The following is a 15,127-nucleotide window of genomic DNA, read 5'->3' on the forward strand; positions in this document are numbered from 1 at the left end:
TTGACCGAGGTCTTCTACGCGGTGCCCTCGCCGTGGGGCCGGACGGAGATGACGAACTCGGTCGAGACCTCGACGGACGCGGTCACGGTGATACCGCGCGCCACCAGGGTCACGTCGCCCGACGTGCTCACCTCGGGGCGAACAGCGTTCGGGTCGGTCATCGGGATCCTCCACCTGCACACTGAGAGAACTGTCCGGCCTCCTGGCCGTGACGGCGGAGGCTAGCGACCTGGCCGACCTCCCCCTCGTCCATCGGCGGGCGTGTCCGCCGAGTTCTCTGCTCGGTGCAGGGCCCTCCCCCTACCGGGTGAGGGCCGCTCCGCGGCTCAGGAGGCCAGGCGACGGGCCCGCGCGCCGAGGCGGTGCGCCACCAGCGCCGCCGGGCCGGCCATCTCGACGGCCAGGGTCGCGGCGGCCGCAGCCGCGCGGAGGGCGACCGCCGACTCCGCCAGCCGGTCGGCCAGCAGCAGGTCCAGGTCGGCGTCGAGCAGGTCGTCGATCTCCCGCAGGGGGACGGCGGCGCCGAGCTCGGCGATGACGGGGGCGTGGGTGGCTGCTGCGGGGCGCATGGTGGTTCTCCTGGTTCGGCGCTGGCTGCCGGATCCGTCCGGCTCCATGACCGTGCGGGTCCAGGCGCACGCCCACGCCGAGAGAACCGCAGGAAATCCGCAAGACCGGCCTCCGCCCGTCCGGTCCGATGGCCCCCTCCCCCACACGGGTGACGCGGGCGGACCGCCCCAGGCCGCCTGCTCCAGCACCGCCGCCCACGGGTCGATGCAGGTCAGGAGTTCCGACGGAGGGAAGCACGTGAAGGTCTGGCTGCTGGTGTACGGCGTGCTGTACGTCGTCATCGAGATGGTCGGCCACTCCCTGGAGACCGTCGGGTGGCCCCAGGTCACCGCCCTGGACGTGGCGACGGCGGTCACCGACGCCTTCCTCACCGTCTCGGTCCTCCTGGCCGTCCTGCTCGCGCTGAAGCTGGGCGCCGAGCGGTGGGGGCCCTCCCTCGCCCTGCGCCTGGAGAACCGGGAGCGCGTCCCCGCTCCGCCCCCGGGCCCCATCGGCGTCCGGTCCTGGCGGGCCGACCCGGTCCCGCTGCCCACTGCGCCGCCGCCCCCACCCGTCCCGGGGAGCACCTACGCGGTGGGCGCGTACGCGCCGCGCCGACGGCGGACCGCACCTGCTTTCCCCGAGGATCCCGGCCACTTGCTGTGACGGTCCGGTGCCGCTCCGGCACCTCCGGGAAGAGCTGCAGGTCACAGTTCTGCGGCGGCGTGTTCCCTTCCGGCGATCTTTGGCTAGGGTTGGGGCGTCGGGAAGGCCCTGCGCTATGGCAGGACCCCGATGCACAACCTCAGCTAGGAGCGAGCAATGCCCGAAGGAACTGTCAAGTGGTTCAACGCGGAGAAGGGGTTCGGCTTCGCCACCCCTGACGGTGGCGGACCGGATGTGTTCGTCCACTACTCGGCCATCCAGACCAGCGGGTACCGCTCGCTCGACGAAGGCCAGCGGATCGCGTTCGACATCGAGCAGGGCCAGAAGGGCCCGCAGGCTGCGAACGTCACCCCGCTCTGATCATCTGATCGGCGCAGCGCCCCCGTCCGGTTCTCCGGGCGGGGGCGCTGTCGTTCGCGGACGCAAGGACCCGGCACGCACGGGGCCGGTGGGGCGGGCGGGACGGGTGCTGGCAGCCCTTGCCAGCCGCCCTCGCAGGCTTCGGACGGCACACGCGGCGGCGGAGCGACGGGCGGGCCTGACGGCGTAGTTCGCTGTCGCGGTCCGTCCACGCGTCGGCCCGCCGATGCCCGTCGAGAGCACGTAGCCCCCCTTGAACAACCGCATCCCCCGCCGCACCGCCACGCGCCGGCCCCGCCCGCGCCTGGCCCCGCGTGCCCTCACCGCACTCGGCACGGCCGCCGGCCTGGTGCTGCTCGGCGCCGGCCCCGCCCAGGCCTACGACCCGCCCGTCGGTGTGAACACCAGCGGCGGCACCAACGCCTCCGACGGGCTGGCGATCCACTACGGGTCGGAGCAGATCCAGATCCGTCGCGAGGGCCGGGGACAGGTGTACGGCCAGATGCAGCTGCCCGCGGCGACCACCACGTCCGGCCTCTTCAACGGGATCTACCTGCGGGTCGGCGACACGCTGGTGGGCCCGCGGCACAGCAAGGTGACCACCACGGCCGGTGACGTCGCGCAGTCGGTGGAGTGGGACTCCGTCACCGCGACCGGCGGTTCGACCACCGGCCCCGGCGCCATCACCAGCCTGCTCACCTGGACCGACCCGGACACCGCGCGCGCCTACGAGGTGCAGCTCACCCTCGGGTACGCCGCCACCTCCGACGACTTCTACACCGAAACGGCGCAGGTGACCGTGCCGGCCGGCAACACCGAGACGGTCAAGCTGTACCGCTCCATCGACACGACGCTCAACGGTCGCGACGAGGGCGCCGGCTTCGCGAGCGGGGGGAGCCACCCCGTCGTCGGCGTCATCGACGACGACCGCACGGTGGTGGAGGCCTACCGGCACGTCTCCGGTCCCGTCTGGACCGGTTACTGGAGCGGCGAGTACTCCTGCATGTTCATGGACTGCGCCGAGCAGGGGTTCATGAACCGGGGCCGGGACTACCCGACGGGCAGCGCGGCCCTCAACCCGGATTCGCTCACCGACAACGGCATGGGCATCAACTGGGACCTCGCGCAGTCGACCGGCCTGCCCACCGGCGCCGCGGCCCCCGCCGGGGTGCAGACGTTCCGCTACGACCTCGTCTTCACCGACGACCTGAGCCTCGCCGGGATGCCGCAGACCATCACGTTCGCCCCGCTGTCGGACCGCCGGCTCAGCGACGGCAGCCGTCAGGTGTCCGCCACCTCGTCCTCCGGCCTGCCGGTCACCTTCAGCAGCTGGTCCCCGTGGGCCTGCACCGTGTCGGGGAACGTGGTCACCTACGTCGCGGAGGGCCAGTGCGACGTGACCGCCAGCGCCGCGGGGAACGGCACCTACGCCCCGGCGACCTCGGTGATCCAGTCGTTCGACATCACGGCGGACGGGACGACCCCCCAGGCGATCACCTTCCCCGCGCCGACCGGCACCCCGCGTCCCGGGGGAACGGTCCCGCTGGCCGCCGTCAGCGACTCCGGGCTGCCGGTGGCCTACCTCTCCCGCACCCCGTCGGTGTGCACCGTCAGCGGCTCGACGCTGACCCTGCACGCCGCCGGCACCTGCACCGTCGAGGCGCAGCAGGGCGGCGACCCGACGTTCGCGGCCGCCCTGCCGGTGCTGCGGGACGTGGTCGTCGCCGCCCCCGTCGTGGCTCCCGGGGGAGGCGGCGCCGGCACCCCGACCGCGGTCGCGGCGCCCGCCGCGGTCCCCGCCGACGCGGTCTCCCCCTCCCCCGCGCGCGGCTCCGCAGGGCCCCTGGCCCACACCGGCGTGGAGCTGGCCGGCCTGGTCACGCTGGCCGCTGGCCTGCTCGCCGGCGGGCTCGTGCTGGTCTGGCGCGCACGCCGCCGGCCCCGCACGCGCTGAGGTCGGCCGGACGGGCGCGTGGGACCGACGTCCCCCGCGCCCGTCCGCTGCCCGCGGCGCTCAGCGCCTGCGCGGCACGTAACCGCCGATCAGCGACTGCATGAGCAGCGCCCCGGCGTCCGGTCCCACGGCCGCCGCCGCGTCGGCCAGAGCGCGCCACCGCTGCCGCTCCACGTCGGTCGGCGCGTTCGCGGCCCGGGCCTCCACCTGCTCCAGCAGCCGGTCCCACTCCCCCTGGGGTGTCGGCCACAGGCCGGCCAGGCGCCGGGCCTCGGCCGAGATGGCCGTGATGCGGACGATGTCACCGGCGTGGTTGGTCAGCGGCTCGATGTACCCGGCGGCCGCCAGCGCCTTCGCCGCCGAGACCACCTCCGCCTTCTGCAGGCCGCTGGCGGGGACCACCGCGCCGAGCAGGTAGGGCGCCCCGCCGTGCTCCGGCCCGTCGACCAGCCGGGCGATGGCCCGCAGCACCGGGAGGTCGCGGGTGAACCAGGCGTCGGGCAGCGGTGCGTCAGGGGTGCTCACTCCCCCAGTCTCCGGCATGCCACCGCCCCGCCCACCCGTGCGGGTGAGCGGGGCGGTGGGGCGGAGCGCTCCCTCAGTCCCGCGTCCCGGTCAGCTCCGGCCGGGCCGCGAGGATGACACCCAGGGCCACGTAGCCGATGAGCAGGTGCGCCGCACCGACGTACTGCGCCGCCGCGGGGAGCAGGAAGGCGGTCGGGACGGTGACCGGCGCCCAGCTCTCGGCGACCGTCGGCCAGAAGCGGGCGGCCCCCCTCCAGCGGCCGGCGATCGCGATCCGCACCCCGATCGCCGGATCGCGGAGTTCTTCTCCGCCGGCCCGACGGGGCCCGAGACCGCGTTCCCGCAGCTGACCGCCCGGGAGCGGGAGGTGCTGGACCTGGTCGCCGCGGGGCGCTCCAACGCGCAGATCGCCGCCACGCTGTACCTGTCGCCGAAGACGGTGCGCAACAACGTGTCCAACGTGCTGGCCAAGCTGCACGTCACCGACCGGGCGCAGGCCATCGTGCGGGCGCGCGAGGCGGGCCTGGGGCGGTGACCTCGGGAATGGTGCCCGGCCCCTGCTCGTTCGTCCGGGCATGACCACCTCCGCATCGCAGCCCAAGGTCACGAAGACCGACGAGGAGTGGCGCGCGCAGCTGTCCCCCGAGGAGTACGCGGTGCTCCGCCAGGCCGGCACCGAGCGGGCCTGGACCGGTGAGTACGTCGACACCAAGACCGTCGGCGTCTACGAGTGCCGCGCCTGCGGCGCCGAGCTCTTCCGCTCGGAGACCAAGTTCGACTCGCACTGCGGCTGGCCGTCGTTCTACGAGGCCTCCGCCGAGGACAACGTCATCCTCCGCGAGGACCGCAGCTACGGGATGATCCGCACCGAGGTGCTCTGCGCCTCCTGCGAGAGCCACCTGGGCCACCTGTTCGACGACGCCCCGCAGACGCCCACCGGCGACCGCTACTGCATCAACTCGGTCTCCATCCGGCTGCAGCCGGCCGAGTAACCCGCGCCCGAACGCCAGAGGGCGGCTACCGAGTGGTCGGTAGCCGCCCTTTGGCGTCTGCGCGCAGGGTCAGGGCAGGTCGGCGACGAGCTCGCTGACCGGCTTGCGGGTGCCGGTGTAGAACGGCACCTCCTCGCGCACGTGCCGCCGGGCGCGGCTGGCCCGCAGGTCGCGCATCAGGTCGACGATGCGGTGCAGCTCGTCGGCCTCGAAGGCGAGCATCCACTCGTAGTCGCCCAGGCCGAACGAGGCGACGGTGTTGGCCCGCACGTCCGGGTAGGGCCGGGCCTGCATGCCGTGCTCCTTGAGCATGTCCCGCCGCTCCTCGTCGGGCAGCAGGTACCACTCGTAGGAGCGCACGAACGGGTAGACGCACACGAAGCGGCGCGGCTCCTCGTCGGCGAGGAACGCCGGGATGTGGCTGCGGTTGAACTCCGCGGGGCGGTGCAGCGCCATCTGCGACCACACCGGCTCCAGCCGGCGACCCAGCGCGGTGCGCCGCAGCCGCGAGTAGGCCTCCTGCAGCGCCTCCGCCGAGGAGGAGTGCCACCACACCATCAGGTCGGCGTCGGCGCGCAGCCCGCTCACGTCGTAGGTGCCCCGGACGACGACGTCCTTGCCGGCCAGCTCCTCGATCAGGGCGGCCACCTCGTCGCCGGCCGCGGCGCGCTGCTCGTCGCCGAACGGCGTCGCCAGCTTGAACACCGACCACATCGTGTAGCGGATGCTCGCGTTCAGCTCGTTCGCCCGCTTGCCGATGCTGCGTTCCTCGACCTGGTCGCTCATGCCGCCATTGTCGCGCGCCCGCGACCGCCGCTGGCGCCGAGGGGCTGTGATCTACCGCGGGACGGCGACCAGCGGGCGCGCGGAGCGCCCGGGCAGGCAGGCCAGCGCCGCGAGGCCGATGGCGGCGGCGTCCTCGAGCAGGGCAGCGCGGAGGTCGGGCATCCGCTCCCCGGCCCACCGGCGCCAGCGGAGCCCGCCGAAGCTCCCGACGACGCCGCCCGCGGCGGCCGCGAGCACCGGCAGCGCCCCGTTGGCCCGCTCCCGTCCGGCCAGGGCGGCGCCGCCGACCGCCGCGGACCCCAGCCGGCCGGCGAGCGCGCCCGGCTCCGTGCGGGCCGGTGTGGCCGGCTGCTTGTCGACCACGAGCTCCCCGGCGAGGGCCGCGAGGGAGAGCAGCCGGGTCGGGACCGACCGCCGCCCGGGCGCACCCGCGCGTGCGGGTGCGGTGAGCGCCGGGCCGGCGAGGCCCAGCGCGCTGCGGCCGCCCGCGGCGACGCCGAGGACGAAGGACCGCGCCGTCAGGCCCGCACCCGCCGGTCGCACCGGGCGGGCGCGCTCCGCCTCGGTGGGCACGCTCTCCAGCACCGTCTGCACCGCGGCGCCGTAGGCCAGGTGGGGGACGACGTCGGCCAGCCACTCCTGCCGCGTCCACCGGCGCGGGTCGTCGACGCCGAGCCCGGCGACCGCGCCGTCGGTCAGGGCCATCGAGGTCGCGCCGGCGACGACCGCCCCGACGGGTGCGGGGAGGCGCACGCCGGCCGAGCGCAGCGCGCTGGCGAGCACGCCGGTGCCGAGACCGTTGCCGATGCCGGCGAGCGCACCGAGGGCGCTGCGCCGGTTCCGACGGGCCTCGCCGCGACCGGGGACGTCCCGCTCGACGGCCGCCGCGGCGGCGTCGACGAGGCGCCCCGGGACGGCGCTGGCCGGGCGGCCGCGCACGGCCATGTCGAGGTGGTTGACGGCGTCGAGGACGACGGCGCCCAGGGCACCGGCGGCCAGCCCGCGGACGAAGGTGCTGGTCATCCCTCGACCCTGCGGGGCGGCGTCCGCCCCGGCAACCCGGCGGGGGTCACGGCTCAGTCGCCGCGGCCGGCCGCATCCGGCCGGGGCGCGACCGCGCCGTGGGCCTGCCGGCAGTCGTGGCACGCCGCCATCCAGACGTGGTGGCGCAGGCAGCGGGCGGGGGTCGTGGAGTGGGTGGTGGTCCTCTTGTTCGGGTGGTGCGTGGTGCTCACACGGGAGAGAACGCCCTTCGCCCACCGGTGATGCCCGGGCCGGTCGGAGGTCACAGGAGGGCGTCGACGGCCCGGTGGGCGTCGCGGATGCAGGCCGGCACACCCACGCCGGCGAAGGCGGCGCCGGCGATGCCCAGGCCCGGCACGTCCCCGACGGCGGCCCGGACGGCGTCCACCCGCCCCTGGTGGCCGACGAGGTACTGCGGCAGCCCGCCGCCCCAGCGCACCACCGCGGTCTGCACCGGCTCGGGCCGGGACAGCCCCAGCAGGTCGGCGACGTCCGCGACGACGGCTGCGGCGAGGTCCTCGTCGGTGCGCTGCAGCTCCGACTCGTCGCGGAACCGGCCCACCGACGAGCGCACGAGCAGCACGTCGCCGCCCAGGTGCGGCCACTTCGAGGAGGAGACGGTGACGCCCTTGACCAGCCGGCCGGTGACCGGCGGCACGAGCAGCCCCGAGCCGGCACCGACGTCCTGGGCCGGGAAGGCCATCGCGACGACGGCCATCGACGCGTACGGGATGCCCTGGAGCGGCTCCACCGCAGCCGGGGCCACCCCACCGAGCAGGCGCGCGGCCTTGCCCGCGGGGGCGGCGACGAGCACGGCGTCGGCGTGGAGCACCTCCGGGTGCGCCACCTGCCCGACGGAGACCTCCAGTCCCGAGGGGGTCCGCCGGATCGCGTGGGCCGGCGCGCGCAGCCGCACCTCGGCGCGGGCCGCCGCGACGAGCGCCGCGGGCAGCGAGCCGATGCCCTCGTCGACGGTCTTGAAGACCGGGCCGTCGGCGTCGCCGCGGCTGCGGGTACCGGCGTCCCGGGCGGCCGCGGCGGCCGCGAGGACCGACCCGGCACCGGGCAGGTGCGCGAAGAGCGCCGGCATGGTGGCCTGGAGGGAGAGCTCGTCCGCCCGGCCGGCGTAGACACCGCCCAGCAGCGGCTCGACCAGGCGGTCGACCACCTCGTCGCCGAGCCGCTCGCGCAGCAGCCCGCCGACGGAGACGTCGCCGTCCACGCTCAGCGGCGGCAGGTCGGCCTCGGCACGCACGCGGGCCACGCCGTCGGGCGACAGGAACCCGTCGAGCCCGTCGGCGGACGCCGGCACGCCGAGCACCGTGCCCGCCGGCAGCGGGAACCGGCCCTCGGGCAGCACGACCGACGCCTGCGTGGTCGCGGGCGCGACCAGCCGCTCGCCCAGCCCCAGGGCCTCGACCAGCCCGACCGCCTCCGGCACCCGCGCGAGCATGGCCTCGGGCCCGGTGTCGTACCAGTGCCCGGCCAGCTGGATGCGGTGCAGCTTGCCGCCGATCCGGTCGCCGGCCTCCAGGACGACGATCTCGTCGTCGGGACGGCGCCGCCGCCACTCGAAGGCGGCGGCCAGGCCGGTGATCCCGGCGCCGACGACGACCAGGCGGCGGGTGGTCACCGGCCCGGCGTGGTGGCGTGGGCGGACGACGCCGTCAGCTCGTGGACCAGCTCGACGACGTGGGTGAGCACGCCGGGGTCGGTCTCGGGCAGCACGCCGTGGCCCAGGTTGAAGATGTGCCCGCGCGCGGCCTTCGCCTGCTCGACGACGCGGCGCACCTCGCGGTCCACGGTCTTCCGGTCGGCCAGCAGCACGGCGGGGTCGAGGTTGCCCTGGAGCGACCGGCCCGGCCCGACGCGGCGGGCCGCCTCGTCCAGCGGGACCCGCCAGTCGACACCGACCACGTCGGCCCCGGCGTCGCCGATCAGCGGCAGCAGCTCGCCGGTGCCCACGCCGAAGTGGATGCGCGGCACGTCGCGCTCGCCCAGCCCGTCGAACACGGCGCGGGAGTGCGGCAGCACGCGCTCGGCGTAGTCGGCGGCCGACAGCACGCCGGCCCAGGAGTCGAAGAGCTGGACGGCGGAGGCGCCGGCGTCGACCTGGGCGCGGAGGAACGTCGAGGACGAGACCGAGAGCTTCTGCAGCAGCCGCGACCAGGCCTCGGGCTCGGCGTACATGAACGCCTTGGTGCCCGCGTGCTCCTTGGAGGGGCCGCCCTCGATGAGGTAGGTGGCCAGGGTGAAGGGGGCGCCGGCGAAGCCGATGAGCGGCGTGGCGCCGAGCTCGGCGACCAGCCGGCGCACCGCGGTCTCCAGGAAGCCCAGCCGGTCGGGGTCGAGGTCGGGGAGCGCGTCGACGTCGGCGACGGTGCGCACCGGGCTCGCCACGACCGGGCCGACGCCGGGCTTGATCTCGATGTCGACGCCGGCGACCACGAGCGGCAGCACGATGTCGGAGAAGAAGATCGCCGCGTCGACCCCGTGCCGGCGGACCGGCTGCAGCGTGATCTCGGTGATCAGGTCGGGGTCCTGGCAGGCGTCGAGCATCTTGGTGCCGGCGCGCAGCTCCCGGTACTCCGGCAGCGACCGCCCTGCCTGGCGCATGAACCACACCGGGGTCCGGCTCACCGGGAGGCCACGGGCGGCGCGGACGAGATCGGAATCGGCCGGGGACGCCGACGCGGGAGCACTCACGAGCGTCGATCCTCCCAGACGACCGTCGCACGGTCCTCCGGCGCGTCGGGTGGACATGCGGCGCGTCTGCGGCCATGTCCGGTGTCCCGGCCTACTCTGCGCTCGTGGAGCCGCGAAACCTGGCCGGTGCCGGGGAACCCTCGCGGGACGTCGCCGACGTCCCGGCGGCCTTCCGCGCGGCCCTCGAGTCCCTGGCCGCGGTCCGCGCGCGGCCGGAGATCGAGCTGGAGCACATCCCCGCGCCCCAGCGGCTGGCCCCGTTCGCGCACGCCATCGGGGCGAACATCGCCGACCCCGAGGACCCGGACGACGACATCGCCAGCGCGCGGTTCATCGTGCTGTTCGACCCGGAGGGCCACGAGGCCTGGCACGGGACGATGCGCTGCGTCGGCTACCTCTCCGCCGCGACCGACGAGCAGCTCGTCGACGACGCGATGTTCTCCGAGGTCGCCTGGAGCTGGCTGACCGACGCGCTCGGCGAGTCCGGGGCGGGCCACCACACCGTCGGCGGGACGGTCACGCGCACCGCCTCCACCCGGTTCGGCGAGCTGGCCGGGCCCGAGCACTCGGTCGACGTCGAGATGCGGGCGTCCTGGACGGCCGAGGACACGGACCTGGGCCGGCACTTCCAGGCGTGGCTCGAGGTCCTCGGTAACGCGGCCGGGCTGCCGCCGCCCGGAGTGCGGCTGCTGGGTCCCTCCGACCGGGTCGGTAGCGAGACTCTCTAACATCGAACCGGCGCGAGGGCACCAGCCCGCGCAGCCGGTGCTCCTCTTCTGGATCCTGCGGCCGGGCCGCAGCCGACCCGGCCGGGCGCCGGCGACCGACAGACGAGGACCGGCAAGAAGGTGGACGGCAACTGAGCACCGACCCCACGCCCCGGCCGGAGCAGGAGACCGCTCCGGCGGCGACCCCCCTCCTCGCTCCCCGCGACGGTCTGCCCCCGGTCATCGAGACGTCCACCCAGCTGGTCGAGTACGCCGAGGCGCTGCGCGCCGGCACCGGGCCGGTCGCCGTCGACGCCGAGCGGGCCTCCGGCTACCGCTACGGGCAGAAGGCCTACCTGGTGCAGCTGCGGCGCAACGGCTCCGGCACCGGCCTGCTCGACCCGATCCCGCTGCCGGACCTGTCGGTGCTCCAGGCGGCCATCGCCGACGCCGAGTGGGTCCTGCACGCCGCCAACCAGGACCTGCCCTGTCTGGCCGAGATCGGCCTGGTCCCCTCGCGGATCTTCGACACCGAGCTGGCCGCGCGGCTCGCCGGCCTGCCCCGTGTCGGGCTGGGCGCCGTCGTCGAGTCGCTGCTGGGCTACTCGCTGCAGAAGGGCCACTCGGCCGCCGACTGGAGCACCCGGCCGCTCCCCGAGGAGTGGCTGGTCTACGCCGCGCTCGACGTCGAGGTGCTGGTCGACCTCCGCGACGCCCTGGCCGCGATCCTCGAGGAGCAGGGCAAGACGGAGTGGGCGCGCCAGGAGTTCGAGGCGATCCTCGCCGCCGGCCCGCCGCCGCCCAAGCAGGACCCGTGGCGGCGCACCTCGGGCGTGCACGGGCTGCGCAGCCGCCGCCAGCTCGGCATGCTCCGGGCCATCTGGGAGGCCCGCGACACCCTGGCCCGCAAGCGCGACGTCGCCCCCGGCCGGGTGCTGCCGGACTCGGCGATGGTCGCGGCGGTGCAGGCCGACCCGAAGAACGAGGGCGCCCTGCTCGAGCTCCCGGTGTTCCGGGGCCGCGCCAACCGCCGCCTCGTGGCGCACTGGTTCACCGCCCTGGCCCGCGGCAAGGCGCTGCCGGAGGACGACCTGCCGCTGCACAGCAAGCCGGGTGACGGCCCTCCGCCGGTCAACCGCTGGGCCGACCGCGACCCGGCCGCCGCCCAGCGTCTCCAGCTGGCCCGCGCCGGGCTGGCGGAGCTGTCGGAGAAGCACTCGGTGCCGGTGGAGAACATCGTCTCCCCCGACCTGGTCCGCCGGATCACGTGGAGCCCGCCGGAGCCGCGCGACGCCGCGACCGTCGCCGAGGCCCTGCGTGCCGGCGGCGCGCGCGAGTGGCAGGTCGTGCTGACCGTCGACGTCCTCACCGACGCCGTCACCAAGGCCTGACCCGGCCGACGCGTGGTGCCGCCCGACCTACCGGGCGGCACCGACGCCGACGGGGCGCCGTCCGCAGCTCGCGGACAGCGCCCCGTCGGTGGGGATCACCTGCCGCCCGCCGGCCAGTGCACGGCGGGCGGCAGGGGTCAATGGCCGGTCGCCGCGGCCCGCCGGCGGGCCAGGGCGTCGACGCTGGCGGCGAGCAGGAGCACGCCACCGGTGATGATGAAGTTCAGGTACGCCTCGACCCCCAGCAGGCCCAGCCCGTTGGCGATGATCGCGACCACCAGGCCACCCAGGACGGCGTCCCGCACCCGGCCCCGGCCACCGAAGAGGCTGGTACCGCCGATGACGGCCGCACCCACCGCGTAGAGCAGCGTGTTGCCGCCGCCGGAGGCCGCCGTGACCGAGCTCAGCCGGGCCGCCGCCACGATGCCGCTGACCGCGGCCATCGACGACGAGATCACGAACACCAGGACGCGGATCTTGGTGACGTTGATGCCCGCGCGACGGGCCGCCTCGGCGTTGCCACCGACCGCGTACACGTGCCGGCCGAACGACGTGCGGCCCAGGACGAAGGTGAGCAGGAGCAGCAGCACGATCACCAGCGGCACCGCGTACGGGATGCCCTTCAGCTCGATCGCGGCCGAGAGCGCGCGGTCGACGCTGAGGATGGCGGTGACGCCCAGGACGACGACCGCGATGACCGCGATGCGGGCGACGACGACCGCCAGCGGCGACCGGGCCAGCCCACGGGCCTTCTGCACCCGCCAGCGGTTCAGCTGGATGGCGGCGTAGACGACGATCGTGGCGACCGCGAGGCCCCAGCCCAGGCCCACCGGCATGAAGTCGTTGGTCAGCGCGCGGATCGTGGAGTCACGCACCGGGACGGTGCCGCCCTGGCCGATGATCCACAGCGTCACGCCCTGGAAGCCGAGGAACAGCGCCAGGGTGACCACGAACGACGGGATCCCGATCAGCGCGACCAGGAGGCCGGTGAGCAGCCCGATGAGGGCACCGGCGACCACCGCGCCCAGGACGGCGACGTACCAGGGCGCACCCTGCTCGGCGAGCAGCTGGGCCATGACGGCCGCGCACACACCGCTGACCACACCGGCGGACAGGTCGATGTCGCCGAGCAGCAGCACGAAGACCAGGCCCATCGCCAGGAGCGTGATCGGCGCGGCCTGCACCAGCAGGTTGGCGATGTTGATCGGCTTGAGGAAGGTCTCGGGCCGCAGCGCGAAGAACAGCAGCGTCAGCGCGACGATGCCGAAGATCGCGGGCAGGGCGCCGAGGTCGCCACCCTTGATCTTGTTGAGGTAGCTCCGCGCGACGCCGGCGACGGAGTCCTCGGCGCGGTCGTTCTCGAACCCGGCCGGTGCCGCGCCGCCCGGCTGGGCGGCGGTGGTGGTGGACGTGGTCATCAGATGACCCCCTCGGCGACGGCGGGCGCGATGCCGAGATCGCCGGAGCGCCCCGCGGTGATGAGTTCGATGACCTGCGGCCGGTCGACGGTGCTGATCGGCACGTCGGCGGCGATGCGGCCCAGGTAGAGCGCGGCCACCCGGTCGGCGACCTCGAAGACGTCGACCATGTTGTGGCTGATGAAGACGACGGCGTGGCCGGTGTCGGCCAGCCGGCGCACGAGGTCGAGCACCTGGCGTGTCTGGGCGACGCCGAGGGCGGCCGTGGGCTCGTCGAGGATGACGACCTTGGACTCCCAGAGCACCGCCTTGGCGATGGCGACGGTCTGCCGCTGCCCGCCGGAGAGGCTGGAGACCAGCTGCCGGACGGACTTCAGGGTCCGCACGGAGAGCTTGGCGAGGGTGTCGCGGGCGGCCTGCTCCATCGAGGCCTCGTCGAGCAGGATGCCCCGCTTGCGCTCGCGGCCGAGGAACATGTTCTGGACGACGTCGAGGTTGTCGGCCAGCGCGAGGTCCTGGTAGACGACCTCGATGCCGAGGGCGGCGGAGTCGCGCGGGCCGGAGATGTCGACGGGCTTGCCGTCGAACAGGATCTGACCGCCGTCGATCGGGTGGATGCCCGCGATGGACTTGATCAGCGTGCTCTTGCCGGCACCGTTGTCACCGACGAGCGCGGTGACCTTGCCGGGGTAGACCTTGAGGTCCACACCGTGGAGGACCTGGATGGCGCCGAAGCTCTTGTCGACGCCGCGGAGCTCGAGGATCGGGGTCCCGTCCTCCGGCTGCGGCACGCTCACGAGGCTTCCTTCCTAGGACGAAGAAGCCGAACGGGGCGCCCTCCGGATGCGGAGGGCGCCCCGACGGTAGGGGTTAGGAGATGCCGAGCTCGGTGCAGGCGGCGGCGAACTCGCCGGTGCACAGCTCCTCGGCCGTCACCTGGCCGTCGTCGACGACGTCCTTGACGTTGTCACGGGTGATGGTGACCGGGTCGAGCAGCACGGACGGCACCTGGCGGTTGCCCTCGGTGTCCTCGGCCTCGCCGTTGGTCTCGGCCTCCTCGCCGTTGATGAGCGCGATGGCGAGCTCGGCGAGGGCGTTGGCCTCCTGCTTGGCCGACTTGTAGACGGTCATGCACTGGTTGCCGGCGAGGATGTTCTGCAGACCCTCGACGGAGGCGTCCTGACCGGTCACCGGCACGCCGGTCTGGCCGTTGCGGGCCAGGATCTGGATGACCGCGTTGGCCAGCGTGTCGTTGGCCGCGAGCACACCCTGGATGTTGCCGCCGTTCTGGGTGTACATCTGCTCGAAGATCGTCGCGGCGGTGTCCGGCTCCCAGCCCGGGACGGCCTGCTCGGCCACCTGGGTGTACTGGGTCATCTCGTCGAGGACCTCGTGCGCGCCCTCGGAGAACAGGGTGGCGTTGTTGTCGTCCGGCGAGCCGTTGAGGAAGGCGATGTTCGCCGGCTCCTCGCCGAGGCAGTCGGCCAGGCCCTGGCCCTGCAGGCGGCCGACCTCGGTGTTGTCGTAGGAGACGTAGTACTCGGCCGAGCCGCCCAGGGTGAGGCGGTCGTAGTCGATGGTCGACACGCCCTGCGAGGCGGCCTGCTCCTGGATCTGCGCGCCCGAGGCGGAGTCGAGGTTGGTGATCGCGAGGACGGTGACGCCCTCGGTGATCATCTGCTCGGCGATCGTGGCCATCCGCTGGGCGTCGCCCTCGGCGTTCTGGATCACGTACTCCACGCCGGCCTCCTTGAAGGCCGCCTCGAGCAGCGGGCGGTCCGCGCTCTCCCAGCGGGGCGAGGACTCGGTGTCGGGGAGGATGACCCCGACCTTGCCTTCGGCGGAGCTGCCGCCGCCACCGTTCCCACCGTCGCTGTCGGAGCCACCGCCGCAAGCGGCCAGACCGAACACCAGACCGGCGGCGATCGCCGTCGTCACTGTGCGCCGTCGCACCATGAGGGGACCTGCCATTTCGTTGGGGTTACAGAGAAATTCCGGCGGCACATCTTGCGCGCCCCTCCGCAGTGGCCGCAACCACACCCCTGCCCCG

General features: G+C 74.5%; 19 protein-coding genes. 7 read left to right on the forward strand and 12 right to left on the reverse strand.

Annotation, left to right across the window (positions count from 1 at the left end):
• Positions 1-14 precede the first annotated feature (14 nt).
• Both E4P43_RS19745 and E4P43_RS02935 read right to left on the reverse strand, forming a co-directional pair.
• Positions 15-161: a hypothetical protein gene (locus E4P43_RS19745; RefSeq protein WP_167759040.1), complete on the reverse strand. Its 147-nt coding sequence runs from the start codon at positions 159-161 to the stop codon at positions 15-17.
• Positions 162-326: 165 nt separating this feature from the next.
• Positions 327-569, reverse strand: a complete 243-nt coding sequence (locus E4P43_RS02935; RefSeq protein ID WP_135143937.1) for a hypothetical protein — start codon at positions 567-569, stop codon at positions 327-329.
• 238 nt (positions 570-807) lie between these two features.
• Here E4P43_RS02935 and E4P43_RS02940 point away from each other — a divergent pair, with 238 nt between their 5' ends.
• The 3 genes from E4P43_RS02940 to E4P43_RS02950 all read left to right on the forward strand — a co-directional run bounded on the left by E4P43_RS02940 (position 808) and on the right by E4P43_RS02950 (position 3,529).
• Complete coding sequence (locus tag E4P43_RS02940; protein ID WP_135143938.1) at positions 808-1,215, forward strand: hypothetical protein; 408 nt, start codon at positions 808-810, stop codon at positions 1,213-1,215.
• 156 nt (positions 1,216-1,371) lie between these two features.
• On the forward strand, positions 1,372-1,575 hold the full coding sequence (locus tag E4P43_RS02945; protein ID WP_040339721.1) for a cold-shock protein: 204 nt from the start codon (positions 1,372-1,374) through the stop codon (positions 1,573-1,575).
• Between the two features lie 253 nt (positions 1,576-1,828).
• Positions 1,829-3,529: a hypothetical protein gene (locus E4P43_RS02950; protein WP_135143939.1), complete on the forward strand. Its 1,701-nt coding sequence runs from the start codon at positions 1,829-1,831 to the stop codon at positions 3,527-3,529.
• A gap of 60 nt (positions 3,530-3,589) precedes the next feature.
• On the opposite strand, the gene E4P43_RS02955 is transcribed toward E4P43_RS02950, so the two are convergent.
• Together E4P43_RS02955 and E4P43_RS20370 are read right to left on the reverse strand one after the other, a co-directional pair.
• Positions 3,590-4,054, reverse strand: coding sequence for a hypothetical protein (locus tag E4P43_RS02955; RefSeq protein ID WP_245158904.1), 465 nt, complete (start codon positions 4,052-4,054; stop codon positions 3,590-3,592).
• Positions 4,055-4,127: 73 nt separating this feature from the next.
• Positions 4,128-4,334: a hypothetical protein gene (locus E4P43_RS20370; protein ID WP_167759035.1), complete on the reverse strand. Its 207-nt coding sequence runs from the start codon at positions 4,332-4,334 to the stop codon at positions 4,128-4,130.
• Between the two features lie 12 nt (positions 4,335-4,346).
• On the opposite strand from E4P43_RS20370, the gene E4P43_RS20375 reads away from it, so the two are divergent.
• Together E4P43_RS20375 and msrB are read left to right on the forward strand one after the other, a co-directional pair.
• Positions 4,347-4,589, forward strand: a complete 243-nt coding sequence (locus E4P43_RS20375; protein ID WP_348522092.1) for a response regulator transcription factor — start codon at positions 4,347-4,349, stop codon at positions 4,587-4,589.
• Positions 4,590-4,629: 40 nt separating this feature from the next.
• Complete coding sequence (gene msrB / locus E4P43_RS02965; protein WP_135143941.1) at positions 4,630-5,046, forward strand: peptide-methionine (R)-S-oxide reductase MsrB; 417 nt, start codon at positions 4,630-4,632, stop codon at positions 5,044-5,046.
• Positions 5,047-5,115: 69 nt separating this feature from the next.
• Here msrB and hemQ read toward each other — a convergent pair whose 3' ends face one another.
• The 5 genes from hemQ to hemE are packed head-to-tail and all read right to left on the reverse strand — an operon-like array spanning position 5,116 to position 9,561.
• A complete protein-coding gene (gene hemQ / locus E4P43_RS02970; protein ID WP_135143942.1) occupies positions 5,116-5,832 on the reverse strand; it encodes a hydrogen peroxide-dependent heme synthase in 717 nt (238 codons plus the stop codon).
• Positions 5,833-5,883: 51 nt separating this feature from the next.
• Entirely contained in the window at positions 5,884-6,855 is a 972-nt protein-coding gene (locus E4P43_RS19755; protein ID WP_167759041.1) for a hypothetical protein, read from the reverse strand.
• Between the two features lie 53 nt (positions 6,856-6,908).
• Positions 6,909-7,067 carry a hypothetical protein gene (locus E4P43_RS19760; RefSeq protein WP_167759042.1) on the reverse strand — a complete coding sequence of 53 codons (159 nt, stop codon included), beginning with the start codon at positions 7,065-7,067 and terminating at the stop codon, positions 6,909-6,911.
• Between the two features lie 50 nt (positions 7,068-7,117).
• A complete protein-coding gene (hemG, locus tag E4P43_RS02980) occupies positions 7,118-8,488 on the reverse strand; it encodes a protoporphyrinogen oxidase (protein WP_135143943.1) in 1,371 nt (456 codons plus the stop codon).
• Positions 8,485-9,561 (reverse strand): uroporphyrinogen decarboxylase, encoded by a 1,077-nt coding sequence (gene hemE, locus E4P43_RS02985; protein ID WP_245158906.1) that lies wholly within the window; start codon positions 9,559-9,561, stop codon positions 8,485-8,487. Before hemE ends, hemG begins: the two co-directional genes overlap by 4 nt.
• Positions 9,562-9,665: 104 nt before the next feature.
• Here hemE and E4P43_RS02990 point away from each other — a divergent pair, with 104 nt between their 5' ends.
• The gene (locus E4P43_RS02990) at positions 9,666-10,289 is read left to right on the forward strand and encodes a DUF3000 domain-containing protein (RefSeq protein ID WP_245158907.1); all 624 of its coding nucleotides are present in this window, start codon (positions 9,666-9,668) and stop codon (positions 10,287-10,289) included.
• Positions 10,290-10,420: 131 nt separating this feature from the next.
• Positions 10,421-11,659, forward strand: coding sequence for a ribonuclease D (locus E4P43_RS02995; protein WP_135143946.1), 1,239 nt, complete (start codon positions 10,421-10,423; stop codon positions 11,657-11,659).
• A gap of 137 nt (positions 11,660-11,796) precedes the next feature.
• Here the strand turns inward: E4P43_RS02995 and E4P43_RS03000 are convergent, their stop codons facing one another.
• The 3 genes from E4P43_RS03000 to E4P43_RS03010 form a co-directional block, all read right to left on the reverse strand.
• The gene (locus E4P43_RS03000) at positions 11,797-13,077 is read right to left on the reverse strand and encodes an ABC transporter permease (RefSeq protein WP_135143947.1); all 1,281 of its coding nucleotides are present in this window, start codon (positions 13,075-13,077) and stop codon (positions 11,797-11,799) included.
• Positions 13,077-13,874, reverse strand: a complete 798-nt coding sequence (locus E4P43_RS03005; RefSeq protein ID WP_245158908.1) for an ATP-binding cassette domain-containing protein — start codon at positions 13,872-13,874, stop codon at positions 13,077-13,079. The genes E4P43_RS03000 and E4P43_RS03005 overlap by 1 nt, the downstream gene beginning before the upstream one ends.
• 73 nt (positions 13,875-13,947) lie before the next feature.
• The gene (locus E4P43_RS03010; protein WP_245158909.1) at positions 13,948-15,048 is read right to left on the reverse strand and encodes a substrate-binding domain-containing protein; all 1,101 of its coding nucleotides are present in this window, start codon (positions 15,046-15,048) and stop codon (positions 13,948-13,950) included.
• Between the last annotated feature and the right edge of the window lie 79 nt (positions 15,049-15,127).

Origin of the sequence: Blastococcus sp. TF02A-35 (assembly GCF_004571075.1) — a bacterium.
Taxonomy (GTDB): Bacteria; Actinomycetota; Actinomycetes; order Mycobacteriales; family Geodermatophilaceae; genus Blastococcus.